Source organism: Acidiphilium acidophilum (assembly GCF_033842475.1).
Lineage (GTDB): Bacteria > Pseudomonadota > Alphaproteobacteria > Acetobacterales > Acetobacteraceae > Acidiphilium > Acidiphilium acidophilum.
The window spans coordinates 619,906-636,852 of record NZ_JAWXYB010000018.1 but is presented as its reverse complement, the minus strand read 5'-3'; the positions used below and the strand labels follow the sequence as shown (position 1 = coordinate 636,852).

Below are 16,947 nucleotides of genomic sequence, written 5' to 3'. Positions count from 1 at the left end.
CGTTTATGATCCAGACCGCACAGAAACCCAAGGGATGCCCATGTCGCTCGACCCCGCGACGGTTCGCCGTATCGCGAAACTCGCCCGTATCCGCCTCGATGACGAGGAGGTGCCGCGCCTCGAAGGCGAACTCAATGCGATACTCGGTTATGTCGAGCAATTATCCGAGGTGAATGTCGATGGCGTGCAGCCGCTGTCGGGCGGCGCGCAGATGGCGATGCGGCTGCGCGAGGACGCGGTGACCGACGGGAACTATCCCGAAAAAATCCTGGCCAACGCGCCGGACCGGATCGGCAATTTCTTTGCGGTCCCGAAGGTGGTGGAATGAGCATGCTGGATCTGAGCATCGCCGACGCGCTCGATGCGCTGGCGGCACGGAAAATTTCGGCGGTCGAGCTGACCGAGGCGCATATCGGCGCGGTCGAGGCGCTCAATCCCCGGCTCAACGCATTCATCACGATGACGCCGGATGCGGCACGCGCGCAGGCGCGGGAGGCCGATGCCGCGCGGGCGGCGGGCGATGCCCCTGCCCTGTCGGGAATCCCGATCGCGATGAAGGATCTGTTCTGCACCGAGGGCGTGCGGACCACGGCGGGATCGAACATTCTGGGCCCGTTCGTGCCGCCCTACGAGAGCACGGTTTCGGCGAAATTGAAGGCGGCGGGCGCGGTGATGCTCGGCAAGGCCAATCTCGACGAGTTCGCCATGGGCTCATCGAACATCACCTCGGCCTATGGCGCGGTGGAAAACCCCTGGCAGCGCGCGGATGGGGCGAAACTCGTCCCCGGCGGCTCCTCCGGCGGTTCAGCGGCGGCGGTGGCGGCGCGGATGGCGATGGGCGCGACCGGGACCGATACCGGCGGCTCGATCCGCCAGCCGGCGGCGTTCACCGGCATTGCCGGGATCAAGCCGACCTATGGCCGGTGTTCGCGCTTCGGCATCGTCGCGTTCGCCTCCTCGCTCGATCAGGCGGGGCCGATGGCGCGCACGGTCGAGGATTGCGCGATCATGCTCGGTGCGATGAGCGGGTTCGACGAGCGCGACAGCACCTCTGCCGATCGCCCGGTACCGGATTTCCGGGCGGCCTGCGCGCGCGGGGTCAAAGGGTTGCGGATCGGAATTCCGAGCGAATACCGGGTCGAGGGCATGGCACCGGAGATCGAAAACCTCTGGCAGGCGGGCATCGACTGGCTCCGGCAACAGGGGGCCGAAATCGTCGATGTATCGCTGCCGCACACAAGATACGGCCTGCCGGTCTATTACATCGTGGCACCGGCCGAGGCGTCCTCGAACCTTGCGCGCTATGACGGTGTGCGGTTCGGCGCGCGGGTGGAGGGCGAGGATCTGATCGACCTTTATGAACGCACCCGCGCCGCCGGGTTCGGGGCCGAGGTCAAGCGGCGAATCATGATCGGCACCTACGTCCTCTCGGCGGGATATTACGACGCCTATTATCTGCGGGCGCAGAAAGTCCGTGCCCTGATGCTGCGCGATTTCGATGAGGCGTTCGCGACGGTCGATGCGATCCTGACGCCGACCGCGCCCTCGGCGGCGTTTGCGATCGGCGAGAAAATGGACGATCCGGTAACGATGTATCTCAACGACGTGTTCACCGTGCCCTCGAACCTCGCCGGGGTTCCCGCCATGTCGGTCCCGGCGGGGCTTGATGCGCGGGGTCTGCCGCTCGGGCTGCAGGTGATCGGGCGACACTTCGACGAGGAAACCGTCTTTGCGGTAGCCGCCGCGCTGGAACGCGCCGCTGGGTTCACCGCGCGGCCTTTGGTGCGGGCGGGAGCGGCGTCATGAGCTACACGATCGAGGGGGCGACCGGGCCGTGGGAGTTGGTGATCGGGCTCGAAGTCCACGCCCAGGTGATTTCCAACTCGAAACTGTTCAGCGGGGCGGCGACCGATTTCGGCAGCGCGCCGAACACCCAGGTCAGTTTCGTCGATGCCGGATTTCCCGGCATGCTGCCGGTGATCAACCGCGAATGCGTGGCCCAGGCGGTGCGGACCGGGCTGGGGTTGAACGCGCAGATCAATCTGGTCTCGCGGTTCGACCGCAAGAACTACTTCTATGCCGATCTGCCGCAGGGCTATCAGATCAGCCAGTATGAGCACCCCATCGTCGGCATGGGCACAATCGATATCGAGCTGGAATCGGGCGAAACCCGCTCGATCGGCATCACCCGGCTGCATCTGGAGCAGGATGCCGGCAAGAGCATGCACGATCAGCACGCGAGCAAATCGCTGATCGACCTCAACCGCTCGGGCGTCGCGCTGATGGAGATCGTGAGCGAGCCGGACATGCGCACACCGGAGGAAGCGGGCGCGTATATCCGCAAGTTGCGGACGATCCTGCGCTATCTTGGCACCTGCGATGGCAACATGGATGAAGGTTCGATGCGCGCCGACGTCAATGTCTCGGTGCGCAAGGCGGGTGAGGCCTTCCGCACGCGCTGCGAGATCAAGAACGTCAATTCGATCCGCTTCGTGATGCAGGCGATCGAGGCCGAGGCGCGGCGGCAGGTGGAAATCTGGGAGTCGGGCGGCGAGGTTATGCAGGAAACCCGGCTGTTCGATCCGGCGCGCGGCGAAACCCGCTCGATGCGCAGCAAGGAAGATGCCCATGACTACCGGTATTTCCCCGAGCCGGATTTATTGCCGCTGGTGCTCGACGAGGCATGGGTCGCGACGCTGAAAACCCGGCTGCCCGAACTGCCGGATGCGAAGCGCGCCCGGTTGATGCAGGATTACGGAATTTCGCGCTACGAATCCGCGATTTTCGTGATGGAACAGGTCACCGCCGATTTCTTCGAAACCGTCGCCAAGGGCCGCGATGCCAAGCAGGTCGCGAACTGGATGCTGGGGGATTTTTTCGCGGCCCTCAACCGGACCGGACGCAGCATCGAGAACAGTCCGGTGAGTGCGGCCAATCTCGGCGCGCTGCTCGATCTGATCAAGGACGGCACGATCAACGGCAAGATCGCCAAGGACGTGCTCGAACTCATGGTCGAGACCGGCGAGGAACCGGCAGCCATCGTCGAGGCGCGCGGCTTGCGCCAGGTGACCGATACCGGAGCGATCGATGCGGCAATCGATGCGGTACTCGCCGCCAATCCCGACAAGCTTGCGGAATACCGATCGGGCAAGGATAAACTGTTCGGGTTTTTCGTGGGGCAGGTGATGAAGGCGATGGCGGGCAAGGGCAACCCGGCGTTAGTGAACGAGGCGTTGAAGGCCAAGATCGGCGCGCCGTCCTCATGATTTCCATGCTGCGGCGTTTTCTGCTGGCGGCGATCCTGCTGACACCGTTTGCGGCATCGGCCGCGCAACCGGTGGTGCGGGTGACCGGTCTGGTGCCGCCGCTGGCTTTCACGATGAAGGATGCGAGCACCGGCAAGACCGTCACCGCGGCCGATTTCCACGGCAAGGTGGTGATGCTGTATTTCGGCTACACCAACTGTCCGGATGTCTGCCCCGATACGCTCTACAAACTTCACCAGATCTATCTGAAACTCGGTGCGGCTGCGGCGAATACGGTGTTCCTGTTCGTCACGGTCGACCCCGCGCGCGACACCTTGCCGGTGCTGAAAAAATATCTCGCTCTGTTCGACCCGCATTTCGTCGGGCTGCGCGGCAGTGCCAATCAGGTCTATCAACTGACACGGCGTTATCGTGTGGTGGCATCCGTGCATCCCTCGCCGGACCCGGAAAAATATCAGGTCGTGCATTCGGCGTTGATCTATGTTTTCGGACCGCACGGCAATGCGCGCTTCATCATCCCCGATCTCGGGCTGAACCAGCACCCGGATTATGCTGCGCTCACCAGCGATCTCGCCAAGCTCGGCACCACACCCCAGAAGCGCGGGCTGCTGACATGGCTGGCGCGCCTCGGCTGATCTTCAGCGACAGCAAGTTTTTGCTTCTTTTTTACAAAAAAGAAGCCCTTCCTGACTTCAAACCCGATCCGTCTCGACCAGATGGCGCAAATCCCGGGTAATCCCGGCGATATCCGGCGCTTTCGCGGACAGTCCGGCGCAGATGAACTCCGCCTTGCCGTGCCGGTTGAACACATAGGCGGCGGCGGTGTGGGTGACGGTATAATTCGCCGGGTTCGACGAGGGATGCACCGAGAACCCGGCGTGGTATCGCGAGGCCAGTGCCTGTAGTTCCGCGTGTGTGCCGCGCAGGCCGACGAATTCCGGCGTGTGATAGAGGCCGATATATTTCGCGAGGACCGGCAGCGTATCGCGCAGCGGATCGACCGTGACGAACAGGAACCGGACATCCCCGGCTTTCGCGCCCAGCGATTTCAGGATCTTGGTCATCTCGTACAGGGTCAGCGGGCATACATCGGGGCAATTGGTGTAGCCGAAATAGAGCATTACGATCTTGCCGCGATAATCCGCCGCCGTGACGGTTTTGCCGGTTTCGGCATCGGTCATGGTGAAGGCGAGGTCGGGCAGATGCCCGCGCATATCGATATCCTGCGGGTCGAGTTTCCATTTCTGGTGACAGGCGGCGAGCAGCGCCAGACTGCCGCCACCGGCAACGCCCGCGAGCAGGCGACGGCGGTTGGTCATGGCGTGCCCGCAGGCAAGGTGGCCAGATAGGCAGCGACAGCCGCGCGTTCCGGACCGGTCAGGGCGTGGGCGATATTTTTCATGACGTAGTTATCCCCCATCCGGCCCGCCGCGATCGCGTGAAAGGCGGCCAGTGTCGTCGCCACCGGCAGTCCGGCGATGCGGGGCGCGCCGATCGACCGATTGCCGGCAAGGTCAGGACCGTGACAGGCCATGCAGGGAAGAACGCCATTGGCCGTGCCCTGAGCGACGATGGTGGCCCCTGATGGCGATCCGGGGTTCGGGGCGGCGGCACAGATCACGAGCGCGGTGCCCGCCAGCAGGATCGCGCGGATCATCGACCGGCCGGTTTGCCGTCCGCACCGTAAACCTTGAACGGAACAGCGAGGGCGGGCGCATTCTGGAACGAGAGGGTGACGGTCACGGTCTCACCGGGCTTCATCTTCGGTTGCATGCACATGATATGGTAGGCGCCCGGGGAGAAGCTGAACGATCCGTGCGCCGGTATCGTGACGTGATCTACCATCACCATCCGGTCGACACCACTGCGGTTCACGCTCTTGTGCAGCATCGCCATACCGCAGGCCGGGGTCTGCACCGCGTCGAGCACCACAGATTTCGCCCCTTCATTGTGCAGGATCACGAAGCCACCCGCCGGGATCTGCGGCAACAGGTAGCGAAACCATCCGGTGCTCGCCGTGATCGGGCCCGGCGCCGCCAGAGCGAGGCACGGTGCCAGCAGACCCACACCGATGAGCCCGGCACGGCGGGCGAAACAACGCGTCATTCCATTTCCACCACGAAATCGCTCCCTCATTGCAACGCCAGCACATGCCCGTTGCTGGTCGCCAGAATCACGCCGCCCGATGTGCCGGTGCCGACGACCGGATCGGTGACCACCGATCGGCTGGTATAATGCCATTTGAGCGTGCCGGTCGATGCCGCGTAGGCGGCCACGGCATGATCGCCGATTTTCAGCACGATATCGTTACGCCACGGCATCGGGCGGGAGAACGGCGTGCCACCCAACGGGGCATGCCAGATCCTTTTGCCGGTCGCCGCGTTCACGGCGAGCAACTCGCCGGCTCGATCCGCCACGATCACCGCTTTGCCGTGCACCAGCGGTGCGGCGGTGGCATAATCGGCCATGACGTGCTGCCACAGGACATGACCGGTCTTGAGATCGAGCGCATAGAGTATGCGGTCGTTGGAAACGGCATAGACCCGGCCACGATCGATCACGACCGGATGATCGATCGCGCCACTGGTGGCAAAACTCCAGGCGGGTTTCCCGGTTGCCGCGTCATAGGCATGCACGGTGCCGCCCCGATTGCCGGCGATCACCAGGCCATCACCCACGACCGGCGCGCTGACGAACGCGTATCCGGTGTGTGCGGTCCAGCGCGGGGCACCGGTTTTCGCATCGAGCGCGTACAGATCGTGATTGGCCGAGCCGAACACGACCAGCCCCGCCGTGGTCACGGGCGAGGTGAGGCGCGCACCATCCCCCTTGAACTGCCAGATCCGGCGGGACGGCATGGCGCCGACCGGCGCGAAGGCATACAGGCTGTGCCCGTCGGTCTGCGCGAAAACCAGCCCGTCGCCGACATGCGCGTCATGGCTGCACATGCATTCGGGCGGCTTGTTGCGGGTATATTGCCAGACCAGCGCCCCGGTTCTGGCATCGAGCGCCCGCATGAAATGGGTATCGCCGATATCGGACGCGACGAACACCTGCGTCTGACCCACGGTGGGTGAAATCGTGATGGCGCCGCTGGTTGCGTACCGCCATATGATGTGACCGGATTTCGCATCGAGCGCGAACACGTTGGGGCCGGTACTCTGCGTGCTCGTCACGTAGATTTGTCCGCCACCGATCCGGGGCGTCGCATAGACCGGCTTGGCGAGATCGGCTGACCACATGACATTGGGCACCGTCGAGGCCAGTGCCACGCACGGTATCAGGCTCAGGCCAGCCAAAGCGTAAATCCATCGTAAGCCGGGTAATCGTGGGCTGGACATCGGATCGTTCCTTGCGAAGGGTTCCGGAATAGGTGCGGCGGCACCGCGCGATGCCTTCATTTTCCATCGGTTAAACCTTACCATGTGTCAAGGATACCGGCTTGACCCGCGGCGGTCCCTCGCCCATGCCGCTCAGCCATGAAGCCAGCGACCCAAGCCACGATCATCATCCTTGCCGCCCTGCTGATCCGATTGCTGTTCGCCGCCGCGATGGGGCTCGGCATCGACGAAAGCTACATGGTCTCGGCGGCACATACCTATCAGCTGTCATATTTCGACCATCCGCCGATCTCGTGGTTCATGGAACTCACGATCCAGCGACTGACCGGGCTGCACTCACCCTTCATCGTGCGGTTGCCGTTCGTGCTGCTGTTCGCGGGAACCGGCGCGCTGATGTATGGGCTGACCAACCGCCTGTTCGGGGCCCGTGCGGCGGTGTGGGCAGTGGCGGCGTTGAACATCTCGCCGGTCTTCGCCATCGCGTTCGGCACCTGGGTGTTGCCGGACGGGCCGCTGGATTTCTTTCTGGTCGCCGCCGCCTGGGCGCTGGCGCGCGCCGTGGGCGTGGCCCGACCGGACCATGACGCCGAACCCGAACCGGAATTCTGGCCGCTCGCGGGTTTGCTCGCGGGTCTCGCGATGGATTCTAAATACAATGCGGTATTGAACCTGCTCGGTGCGCTCGCATTCCTGATCTTCGATGCGCGGGGCCGCCGCGCGCTCGCCAGCGCCGGTCCCTGGGTCGCCTGCCTCATCGCGCTCGTGGTCTTTTCGCCGGTGCTGATCTGGAATGCGCTGAACCACTGGGCCTCGTTCGGCTATCAGGGGGCGCGGGCCACCGGGTTCGGCATCCACCCGCTGCGGCCCTTCATCGTCTGGCTGGGCGAGGCGGTGTTCATCGCCCCCTGGATTTTCGTGCCGATGATCGCCCTGCTGATCGGCGGGTTCCGGCGCCATGCGGAGCGCCGGGCCCGGTTTCTGTCCTGGCTTGCGGTCATCCCGATCGTGCTGTTCTCCGCGATCGCGTTCTGGTCCTCGCGCAAGATCCTGTTTCACTGGGCCGCGCCGGGTTACCTGATGCTGTTCCCCGCTCTGGGGGACTGGGCATCGCGCGCGACGGAGCGGGCGCGGCGACGCCTTGCCATGGTGGTGTGGGCCACGGCGGCAGTGCTGACCGCTTCGGTGATCTTCATCGGCGCGGAGTTGAACTTCGGTATCGTGCCCGGTTTCAACCGGCTGTTCGGGCTCGGACACTCGCCGGAGTTGCAGGTGATCGACTGGCGGAGCTTCCGCACCGCGCTGATCCGGCGCGGCGATCTGGCGAAGCCGGACATGGCGGTGGCGGCGCTGCGCTGGTTCGATGCCGGCAAGATCGCCTATGCGCTCGGCCCCGATGTGCCGGTGACCGTATTCGAGGGCGACAAGCATGAATTCGGCATCACCACCCCGCCGCAATCGCTGATCGGGGACGATATCCTGATTGCCGCGATGCCGGGTGACGAGGCGGATATCATGAAGCGCTACGCCCCCCGTTTCCGTACCATCACGGTCGCGAAACCGATCGATATCACCCATCATGGCCGCGTCCTGCTGCAGATTCCGATGCTGCTGGGGCACGATCTGCAATCCTGGCCGACACCGGAGGGGTGATCGACGTTTCGCTTGATCGGGCATTCGTCCTGCCCATCTATTACGATATGTTACCCGATCTTGCACCCGACCACGCGCTGTTCCTCGATATGGACGGCACCCTGCTCGACTTCGCGCCGACTCCCGCCGAGGTGATCGTGCCGCCCGGCCTGCCCGCCCTGCTCGCGGATCTGGCGGCGCAACGCGAGGGCGCCATGGCGATTTTGTCGGGCCGGACCATGGCGGATATCGACGGCGTGACCGGAACCATTCTTCCGGCGGGAGCCGAGCACGGATTTCTGTGCCGGGACGCGGCGGGCGTGATCCACCGCCCGATCACGATTTCGGCCAACCGCCCCGAGTGGCGCGCGGCGCTGCACGACGCCGCCGTTCGCATGCCGGGCGTGGCGATCGAGGAAAAAACCTACACGCTGGTCGCCCATTTTCGCCGTGCGCCGGAACAGGGCCCCGCGTTGCGCATGCTGATCGAGCATTTCATCGAGGGCGAGCCCGATATCGAAATCCTGCCGGCGAACATGGCGTGGGAAATCCGCCCGGTCGGCGCCGGCAAGGGTCGGGCGCTCGACTGGTTCATGCAGCAGGCCCCGTTCAGGGGCCGCGTGCCGGTGTTCGTGGGCGACGATACGACCGACGAAGCCGCCATCGACGCGGCCAACGCACGCGGCGGGTTCGGATTGCACGTCCATCGCGATTTCGACGGCACCACCGCATCGGTCCGCGCGTGGCTCGCCCGTGCGGTGAAGGGGGTGCTGCGATGAGCCGCCTCGTCATCGTTTCGAACCGCGTGTCCCTGCCGACCGAGCGCGGCGCGAAAGCCGGTGGTCTCGCAGTGGCGCTCGCCGAGGCGATGACGCCGGGTTCCCTCTGGTTCGGCTGGTCCGGCAAGCGTGCGACGGCGACCTCCGAGACCGCGACAATCGCCGAACATGGCGGCCTGACCTACGCCACGATCGATCTGAGCGAGGCGGATTACCGGCGCTATTATGTCGGGTTTTCCAACGGCGCGCTCTGGCCGCTGCTGCACTACCGCACCGGCCTGCTGGATTTCAAACGCGATGATTACGAAGGCTACCTCACGGTCAACGAGGCGTTCGCCGACCGCCTGAAACCCCTCCTGCGGCCGGATGACATCATCTGGATCCACGACTACCAGTTGCTCACTCTGCCCGAGGCGCTCCGCCGGCGCGGGGTGACCAACCGGATCGGATTTTTCCTGCACGTCCCGTTCGTGCCGCCCGCCGTGCTGCATGTGCTGCCCTCGGCTGCGGTTCTGGTGCGCGCCCTCGCCGCCGCCGACCTGATCGGGTTCCAGACCCATGGCGACCGGATGAACTTCCTCGAATCCGCCGCCTCCTGCATGGGCGTGCGGCCCGAACCCGACCACAGCTTCATCCATAACGGCCATCGCACCGAAACCACCGTCACCCCGATCGGGATCGACGCCGACGGGTTCACCCGCACCGCGCGACGTGCCGCCGGCATGGCCGAGACCAAGCGGCTGATCGAAAGCCTGGTCGGCCGCGCCCTGATCATCGGGGTCGATCGGCTCGACTATACCAAGGGCCTGCCGCAACGCTTCGATGCCTTCGGCCAGTTGCTGCACCGTTACCCCGAACATCTGCGCCGGATCAGCCTGCTCCAGATCGCCGCCCGCTCGCGCGAGGATGTCGATCGTTACCAGTCACTCCGGCGCGAACTCGACCGCAAGGCCGGTGACATCAACGGCGCCTATTCCGATTTCGACTGGACGCCGCTGCGCTACATGACCCGCACGGTCAATCGCAGCACCATCGCGGGGTTCTACCGCCTCGCCCGCATCGCTCTGGTCACGCCGCTGCGCGACGGGATGAACCTGGTCGCCAAGGAATTCATCGCGGCCCAGGACGCCGCCGATCCCGGCGTGCTGGTGCTCTCGCGTTTCGCCGGAGCCGCCGAGGAACTCACCGAGGCACTGATCGTCAACCCCTACGATGCCGATGCGGTGGCCGATGCCATGCATGCCGGGCTGGTCATGCCGCTTGAGGAACGCAAGGCGCGGCATACCGCCCTGCTCGGCAAAGTGCGCCGCACCACCGCCGCCTCGTTCTGCCGCGACTTTCTAGCCCGGCTCAAGGCGATCGAAATCGACGCCTGACAGCGCGGCCCGCATATGATCGGGCACCGCCGCAACCGCCGTCACGAGCGGGTCAAGCGGCAGCATCAGCCGCCGCGCCAGCAGACACAGCCCCCTCCCCGCCTTGCCATAGACCGGATCGCCGATGATCGGATGCCCCATCCCAGCACAATGCACCCGCAGCTGATGGGTTCGCCCGGTCCGGGGCGATAATTCCAGCACCGCCCGCCCCTGCGCCGCCGCAATCACCCGCCAGTCGGTCACCGCCGGTTGCCCGCCCGGCCCGCCGACCATGCGCCAGCCGGTCGGGTCGGTCTGCTTGCGCAACGGCACCGCGATCGTTCCCCCCGAAGCCTTCGGCACGCCCTGCACCACCGCCCAATAGATCTTGCGCACCGCGTGGGCCGCGAACGCCTTCTGCAAGGCAATCAGCGTCGTCTTGCGCCGCGCGATGGCGAGGCATCCCGCCGTATCGGCATCGAGCCGATGCGCGAGCCACGGCCCGTCATGCCCGCGCCGCCATTGCGGAAAGAAATCCTCGACACTGGAACCCCCGCGCGGCCCGGCATGACAGGCGAGGCCCGCCGGTTTGTCGATGATCAGGAGGTGGGTCGACTGGTAGAGGATGGGGGGGATCATGGTGGCGAGGGGCAAGACAGAAAGCGCTTCTTTTTTGTAAAAAAGAAGCAAAAAACTTTTTGCAGTTGGGCCGCAGGGGGTTTCAATGCCGCAGTCCCAAAGGAGCAAAGTTTTGGAGCAAAGTTGTTTTGCTTCTTTTTTTCAAGAAAAGAAGTCTTACCCGTCCCGCCTCACATCCGCTTGACAGTATAAACCTCTTCCAACACCGCAACGATCGCATTGCCATGCTCCGCATCGCGCGCCTCGATCATGATTTCCAGATGAGCCGCCTGCACCGTCGGCGAGGCGAACAGGCGCTGATGCACCACTTCGATAATATTGCCGCCATGATTGCCGATCCGTGCCGAAATATCCGCGAGCACGCCCGGACGGTCCGGGATTTCCATCAGAATCTTGAGAATCCGCCCGTCGCGGAGCAGGTTGCGCAGCAATGTGTTCGCGAGGGTGCGGGTATCGATATTGCCGCCGCAGATCGGCAGAGCGACGGTCTTGCCCGCGAACCGGTCGGGATAGGTCAGCACCGCCGCCAGCCCCGCCGCGCCCGCGCCTTCGGCGACAAGTTTGCCGCCTTCGATCAACAGCGCGATCGCCTGTTCGACCGCGGATTCCGGCACCACCAGCATTTCGGTGCCAAGCTCCCGCAGGATGGCGAGTGGCCGCTGACCGATGTCGCGAACCGCAATTCCTTCGGCGATCGTGGCCCCGCCGACCGTGATCGGCTGTCCGGCCAGCGCCTGAGCAAAGCCCGAATAGGCCTCGACCTCGACGCCGAGCACTGCAAGCCCGGGCCGCCTCGCCTTCGCCGCAGTGGCGCAGCCCGCAAGAAATCCCCCGCCGCCGGTCGGCACCACCAGCATGTCCAGATCCGGCGCATCCGCCAGGATTTCGAGCGCCATGGTCCCCTGCCCCGCGATCACCGCCGGATCGTCATAGGGATGAACGAACACGAGACCTTCGGCAGCCGCCAGTTCATGTGCATGATCCGCCGCCTCGGCGAGGGTTTCGCCGTGAAGCACCACGCGCGCGGCCCAGGCACGCGTGCGCATCACTTTGGTGGTCGGGGTGAAACGCGGCATCACGATGGTCGCGGCGATCCCCGCCAGTTGCGCGTGCCGGGCGACCGCCTGGGCGTGATTTCCCGCCGACATCGCAATCACGCCGCGCGCGCGCTCAGCCTCGGTCAGCAACGCGATCCGGTTGGCCGCACCACGCTCCTTGAACGCGCCGGTTGCCTGCAGATTTTCCAGTTTCAACAGCACCCGCGCCCCGGTCGCGCGCGAGAGCGCATCCGAATACACCAGCGGCGTGCGCTGCACCGCCCCGGCGATGCGGTCCGCCGCCGCCTCGATATCCTCGATCGTGACCAAAACCCTAGCCGAACCGGACGGTGATGATCTCGTAACTCCGGTCGCCGCCCGGTGCCGGCACCGAAACCGTATCACCCGGCTTCTTGCCGATCAGCGATTTCGCAAGCGGCGAGGTCACCGAGAGCCGGCCCTGCTTGATATCCGCCTCGTGCAGCCCGACGATCTGATACCGCACCTGCTTTTCGGTCTCTTCATCGATCAGCTCGACCTGCGCGCCGAACTTGATGGTGTCCCCTGTCAAGGTCGCCGGATCGATCACTTCGGCGGCGGAAATGATTTCCTCCAGCTCGGCGATCCGGCCCTCGATGAACGATTGCCGCTCCCGGGCCGAATGATACTCCGCGTTTTCCGACAGATCGCCATGGCTCCGGGCTTCGGCAATCGCGCGGATGATCGCGGGGCGCTCCTCGGATTTGAGGTGGCGCAACTCCGTTTCGAGATTGGTCAGTCCGGGCCCGGTCATCGGGAATTTTTGCACGGCGATTCCTTAAAGTCTTTTAAACAGCAGGCAGTTGGCATAAATGCGCGCACCGCGACCGGAAAGTTCCAGCCACGGCACCAGTCAGCTCGGTTGGATAAAATACGACTGAAGCGGCGCAACTTCAAGACTCCCCGCCGCCAAGGCTGCTATGGCGTGGGATGCCGCCCGCGCCCCCGCGATGGTGGTGAAGTGCGGCACTCCATGCGTCAGCGCCGAGCGGCGAATGTCGAAACTATCCGCCACGGTCTGCGCGCCCGATGCCGTGTTGATCACGAGCTGCACCTCGCCCGAGCGGATCGCATCGACGCAGTGTGGCCGGCCTTCCAGCACCTTGTTCACCGCCCGCGCCGCAATTCCGGCGTCCGACAGATGCGCCGCCGTCCCCCGCGTCGCCAAGATGGCGAACCCGAGATCGACGAAGCGCCGCGCAATTGAAACGATCGCCGCCTTGTCGCCATCCCGCACCGAGAGCAGCACCGTCCCCGCGCGCGGCAGCTTCACCCCGGCGCCGAGCTGCGCCTTGGCGAAGGCGCGCGCGAAACTCGCATCCAGCCCCATCACCTCGCCGGTGGATTTCATCTCCGGCCCGAGCAGCACATCGACGCCGGAAAACCGCGCGAACGGAAACACCGCCTCTTTCACCGCGACATGGCTGCGCATGATGGTGTCATCGAGGCCGAACGACGCCAGCGCCTCGCCCGCCATCACCCGCGCGCCGATCTTGGCCACCGGCACCCCGGTCGCCTTCGCCACGAACGGCACGGTGCGCGATGCGCGCGGGTTGACCTCCAGCACATAGACATTCTCACCCCCCGCCTGGTTGAGCTGAATCGCGAACTGCACGTTCATCAGCCCGACCACGTTCAGCGCCTTGGCCATCGCCTCGGTCTCCGAGCGCAATTCCGCCACCACGGCGGGCGACAGCGAATAGGGCGGCAGCGAGCACGCGCTGTCGCCGGAATGAATCCCGGCCTCCTCGATATGCTCCATCACCCCCGCGACATACACGGTCTGACGATCGGCGATGCAATCGACATCCACCTCGATCGCATCGTTCAGATACCGATCGATCAGCACCGGATTGGTGCCCGAAACGATCACCGCCTCGCGCATATACCGCCGCAGATTGGGCAGATCATACACAATCTCCATCGCCCGCCCGCCGAGCACGTAGCTTGGCCGGATCACCACCGGAAACCCGATTTTCTCGACGATCGCCTCAGCCTGCTCCGCCGAGCGCGCAATGCCGTTTTCCGGCTGACGCAACCCGAGCGATTTCAGCAAAACCTGGAACCTCTCACGATCTTCGGCAACATCGATCGCATCGGCAGACGTCCCCAAAATCGGAATTCCGGCATCCTCCAGCGCCTGGCTCAGCTTCAGCGGCGTCTGCCCACCATACTGCACGATGCAGCCGAGCACCGTGCCGTTCTGCTGCTCGCGCCGGATCAGCGCAATCACATCCTCGGCGAACAGCGGCTCGAAATACAGCCGGTCCGACGTATCGTAATCGGTCGAAACCGTTTCGGGATTGCAATTGACGATGATGGTCTCATACCCCGCCTCGCGCAGCGCATAGGCGGCATGGACGCAGCAATAATCGAACTCGATCCCCTGCCCGATCCGGTTCGGCCCGCCCCCCAGAATGACGATCTTCCGCCGGTCGGTCGGGTCGGCTTCGCAATGCGGCACGCCGAACCCGCCCTCATACGTCGCATACATATACGAGGTGGCGGAGGCGAACTCGCCCGCCGTGCTGTCGATCCGCCGATACACCGGCACCACGCCGAGGGCGGCGCGTTCCGCCGCAATCGATGTCTCCGCGCGTTCCGTCAATTGTGCCAGCCGCTTGTCGGAAAATCCCAGCGCCTTGACCGCCCGCAGGCCAATCGCGTCCTCCGGCAGACCCTCGCTCGCAATCCTGCGCTCCACCGCGACGATTTCCGCCATCTGCTCCAGAAACCACGGATCGAATTTCGACGTCGCGTGAATATCCGCAATCGACAGCCCGGCCCGCAACGCCTGTGCCGCGATCAGCAACCGATCCGGACGCGGCGTCGAAAGCGCGGCGCGGAACGCATCATGCGTGCCATCCCCCGGCGCCTCGACCTCATCGAGCCCGGACAACCCGGTCTCCAGACTGCGCAACCCCTTCTGCAACGCCTCGGCAAAACTCCGCCCGATCGCCATGGCCTCACCGACCGACTTCATCGCCGTGGTCAGCAACGCCGGCGTGCCCGGAAACTTCTCGAAGGTGAAACGCGGGATCTTGATCACCACGTAATCGATCGTCGGCTCGAAACTCGCCGGCGTCACCTGCGTGATATCGTTGCGCAACTCATCCAGCGTATATCCCACCGCCAGTTTCGCCGCGATCTTCGCGATCGGAAACCCCGTCGCCTTCGAAGCCAAAGCGGACGAACGCGAGACCCGTGGGTTCATCTCGATCACCACCATCCGCCCATCCGCCGGATTGACGCCGAACTGCACGTTCGACCCGCCGGTATCCACCCCGATCCTGCGCAGACACGCAATCGAGGCATCCCGCATGATCTGGAATTCCCGGTCGGTCAGCGTCAGCGCCGGCGCCACCGTCACGGAATCACCCGTATGCACGCCCATCGGATCGATATTCTCGATCGAACACACGATGATGCAATTATCCGCCGCGTCGCGCACCACCTCCATCTCGTATTCTTTCCACCCGAGCACGCTCTCCTCGATCAACACCTCGGTGGTCGGCGACGCATCGAGGCCGCTGGTGACGATTTCCAGAAACTCCTCGCGGTTGAACGCAATTCCGCCCCCCGTGCCACCCAGCGTGAACGAGGGCCGGATCACCGCCGGCAACCCCACCAGTTCCAGCGCCGCCCATGCCTCCTCGATCGAATGGGCGATTGCACTCTTCGGCCCCTCGATCCCGATCTCGGCCATCGCATCGCGAAACTTCAGCCGATCCTCCGCCCGGTCGATCACATCGGCCTTGGCACCGATCAACTCGACCCCGTGCTTGTCCAGCACCCCCGATTTCGCCAGCGCCATCGCGGTATTCAACGCCGTCTGTCCGCCCATGGTCGGCAACAACGCATCGGGCCGCTCCCTGATGATGATCTTCTCGACCATCTCCGGCGTGATCGGCTCGATATACGTCGCATCCGCCAGATCGGGATCGGTCATGATCGTCGCCGGATTCGAATTGACCAGCACAACCCGATACCCCTCCTCGCGCAACGCCTTGCACGCCTGCGCCCCAGAATAATCGAACTCGCAGGCCTGACCGATCACGATCGGACCGGCACCGATGATCAGAATGGATTTCAGGTCAGTGCGCTTGGGCATGGTTAGTCCTTGAGTTAGACGATGAAGATAAGCAGCAGGGCTCTGCCCTGCACCCGCTGGGGCCTTAGGCCCCAGACCCCATTAGTTTGAGGATATTTCAACTCATCATGGAACGAACAAATCGAATTACCGGCCCCAATTTTTCAATGACATTAGAGGCGGCTAATTTTACTACTTCACTTGCAATTTGGGTAACTAGAAATCTGATGGTCTTATTATTCTGTGCAATTTCAATAAAACTAGATACGTGTAGCCGCGGACCTAAAATCAGATCTCTAATGTAATCAATTTCTTTGGAGACTTGCATACGCTCTTCTCGATTTGCAAATAAACTGTTCGACTTTTTAATTTCATCTGATAAAATAGCAAGTGCTTGCTCCGCTTCTTTAACTTCCTGTAGATTTTGATCAATGGTCAGAAACTGTTTTACATCAAGAACTTTGCTCGAATTAATTAACGAATACGCGAATTCGGCACCATCGGGCGTAAACTCCCACCAAGCCGACCTCCCTTCGTCGTCAAACTCCTTAGTTATCAGGCCTATTTTTTCAAAGCTCTTTAGTTTAGCTTTTATAATCGCTGGACTGAAATCACCAATATTGTACGAAGTCAAGTGAGATGCAATTATGGCATCAAGATTTTGTTCTTTAGTAAAAATTGTTAGGGCTTTAAAAACTTCACGTTCAAGAGATGTTAACTCATAATTTGGCTCGCCGGTCTCTTCATCATATAATGGTGACATGGTTTGCCT

General features: G+C 63.5%; 16 protein-coding genes. 7 read left to right on the top strand and 9 right to left on the bottom strand.

Annotated elements, in window-relative coordinates; all coding sequences use genetic code 11:
* Positions 1–40 precede the first annotated feature (40 nt).
* From gatC to SIL87_RS05625, 4 genes are read left to right on the top strand one after another with little or no spacing between them, the layout of a single operon-like run.
* On the top strand, positions 41–328 hold the full coding sequence (gatC, locus tag SIL87_RS05640) for an Asp-tRNA(Asn)/Glu-tRNA(Gln) amidotransferase subunit GatC (protein ID WP_319613223.1): 288 nt from the start codon (positions 41–43) through the stop codon (positions 326–328).
* Entirely contained in the window at positions 325–1,806 is a 1,482-nt protein-coding gene (gene gatA, locus SIL87_RS05635) for an Asp-tRNA(Asn)/Glu-tRNA(Gln) amidotransferase subunit GatA (protein ID WP_319613222.1), read from the top strand. The genes gatC and gatA overlap by 4 nt, the downstream gene beginning before the upstream one ends.
* A complete protein-coding gene (gene gatB, locus SIL87_RS05630; protein WP_319613221.1) occupies positions 1,803–3,266 on the top strand; it encodes an Asp-tRNA(Asn)/Glu-tRNA(Gln) amidotransferase subunit GatB in 1,464 nt (487 codons plus the stop codon). Before gatA ends, gatB begins: the two co-directional genes overlap by 4 nt.
* Before the next feature lie 5 nt (positions 3,267–3,271).
* Positions 3,272–3,901 (top strand): SCO family protein, encoded by a 630-nt coding sequence (locus SIL87_RS05625; RefSeq protein ID WP_319613220.1) that lies wholly within the window; start codon positions 3,272–3,274, stop codon positions 3,899–3,901.
* A gap of 57 nt (positions 3,902–3,958) precedes the next feature.
* Here SIL87_RS05625 and SIL87_RS05620 read toward each other — a convergent pair whose 3' ends face one another.
* From SIL87_RS05620 to SIL87_RS05605, 4 genes are read right to left on the bottom strand one after another with little or no spacing between them, the layout of a single operon-like run.
* A complete protein-coding gene (locus SIL87_RS05620) occupies positions 3,959–4,585 on the bottom strand; it encodes an SCO family protein (RefSeq protein WP_319613219.1) in 627 nt (208 codons plus the stop codon).
* Positions 4,582–4,923, bottom strand: a complete 342-nt coding sequence (locus SIL87_RS05615) for a c-type cytochrome (RefSeq protein WP_319613218.1) — start codon at positions 4,921–4,923, stop codon at positions 4,582–4,584. The genes SIL87_RS05620 and SIL87_RS05615 overlap by 4 nt, the downstream gene beginning before the upstream one ends.
* Positions 4,920–5,372, bottom strand: a complete 453-nt coding sequence (locus SIL87_RS05610; RefSeq protein WP_319613217.1) for a copper chaperone PCu(A)C — start codon at positions 5,370–5,372, stop codon at positions 4,920–4,922. The genes SIL87_RS05615 and SIL87_RS05610 overlap by 4 nt, the downstream gene beginning before the upstream one ends.
* A 26-nt stretch (positions 5,373–5,398) precedes the next feature.
* A complete protein-coding gene (locus SIL87_RS05605; RefSeq protein WP_319613216.1) occupies positions 5,399–6,565 on the bottom strand; it encodes an outer membrane protein assembly factor BamB family protein in 1,167 nt (388 codons plus the stop codon).
* Positions 6,566–6,745: 180 nt separating this feature from the next.
* Between SIL87_RS05605 and SIL87_RS05600 the strand changes: the two genes are divergently transcribed.
* From SIL87_RS05600 to SIL87_RS05590, 3 genes are read left to right on the top strand one after another with little or no spacing between them, the layout of a single operon-like run.
* Positions 6,746–8,257: an ArnT family glycosyltransferase gene (locus SIL87_RS05600; protein ID WP_319613215.1), complete on the top strand. Its 1,512-nt coding sequence runs from the start codon at positions 6,746–6,748 to the stop codon at positions 8,255–8,257.
* Positions 8,254–9,015, top strand: a complete 762-nt coding sequence (gene otsB / locus SIL87_RS05595; RefSeq protein WP_319613214.1) for a trehalose-phosphatase — start codon at positions 8,254–8,256, stop codon at positions 9,013–9,015. Before SIL87_RS05600 ends, otsB begins: the two co-directional genes overlap by 4 nt.
* Positions 9,012–10,391 (top strand): alpha,alpha-trehalose-phosphate synthase (UDP-forming), encoded by a 1,380-nt coding sequence (locus SIL87_RS05590; RefSeq protein WP_319613213.1) that lies wholly within the window; start codon positions 9,012–9,014, stop codon positions 10,389–10,391. Before otsB ends, SIL87_RS05590 begins: the two co-directional genes overlap by 4 nt.
* On the opposite strand, the gene SIL87_RS05585 is transcribed toward SIL87_RS05590, so the two are convergent.
* The 5 genes from SIL87_RS05585 to SIL87_RS05565 form a co-directional block, all read right to left on the bottom strand.
* Complete coding sequence (locus SIL87_RS05585) at positions 10,356–11,024, bottom strand: RluA family pseudouridine synthase (RefSeq protein ID WP_319613212.1); 669 nt, start codon at positions 11,022–11,024, stop codon at positions 10,356–10,358. The genes SIL87_RS05590 and SIL87_RS05585 overlap by 36 nt on opposite strands.
* A 155-nt stretch (positions 11,025–11,179) precedes the next feature.
* Entirely contained in the window at positions 11,180–12,376 is a 1,197-nt protein-coding gene (locus SIL87_RS05580; RefSeq protein ID WP_319613211.1) for a threonine ammonia-lyase, read from the bottom strand.
* Between the two features lie 4 nt (positions 12,377–12,380).
* Entirely contained in the window at positions 12,381–12,854 is a 474-nt protein-coding gene (gene greA / locus SIL87_RS05575; RefSeq protein ID WP_319613210.1) for a transcription elongation factor GreA, read from the bottom strand.
* An 84-nt stretch (positions 12,855–12,938) separates the two neighbouring features.
* Complete coding sequence (gene carB / locus SIL87_RS05570) at positions 12,939–16,196, bottom strand: carbamoyl-phosphate synthase large subunit (protein WP_319613209.1); 3,258 nt, start codon at positions 16,194–16,196, stop codon at positions 12,939–12,941.
* A gap of 97 nt (positions 16,197–16,293) precedes the next feature.
* On the bottom strand, positions 16,294–16,938 hold the full coding sequence (locus SIL87_RS05565) for a hypothetical protein (RefSeq protein WP_319613208.1): 645 nt from the start codon (positions 16,936–16,938) through the stop codon (positions 16,294–16,296).
* Positions 16,939–16,947 lie beyond the last annotated feature (9 nt).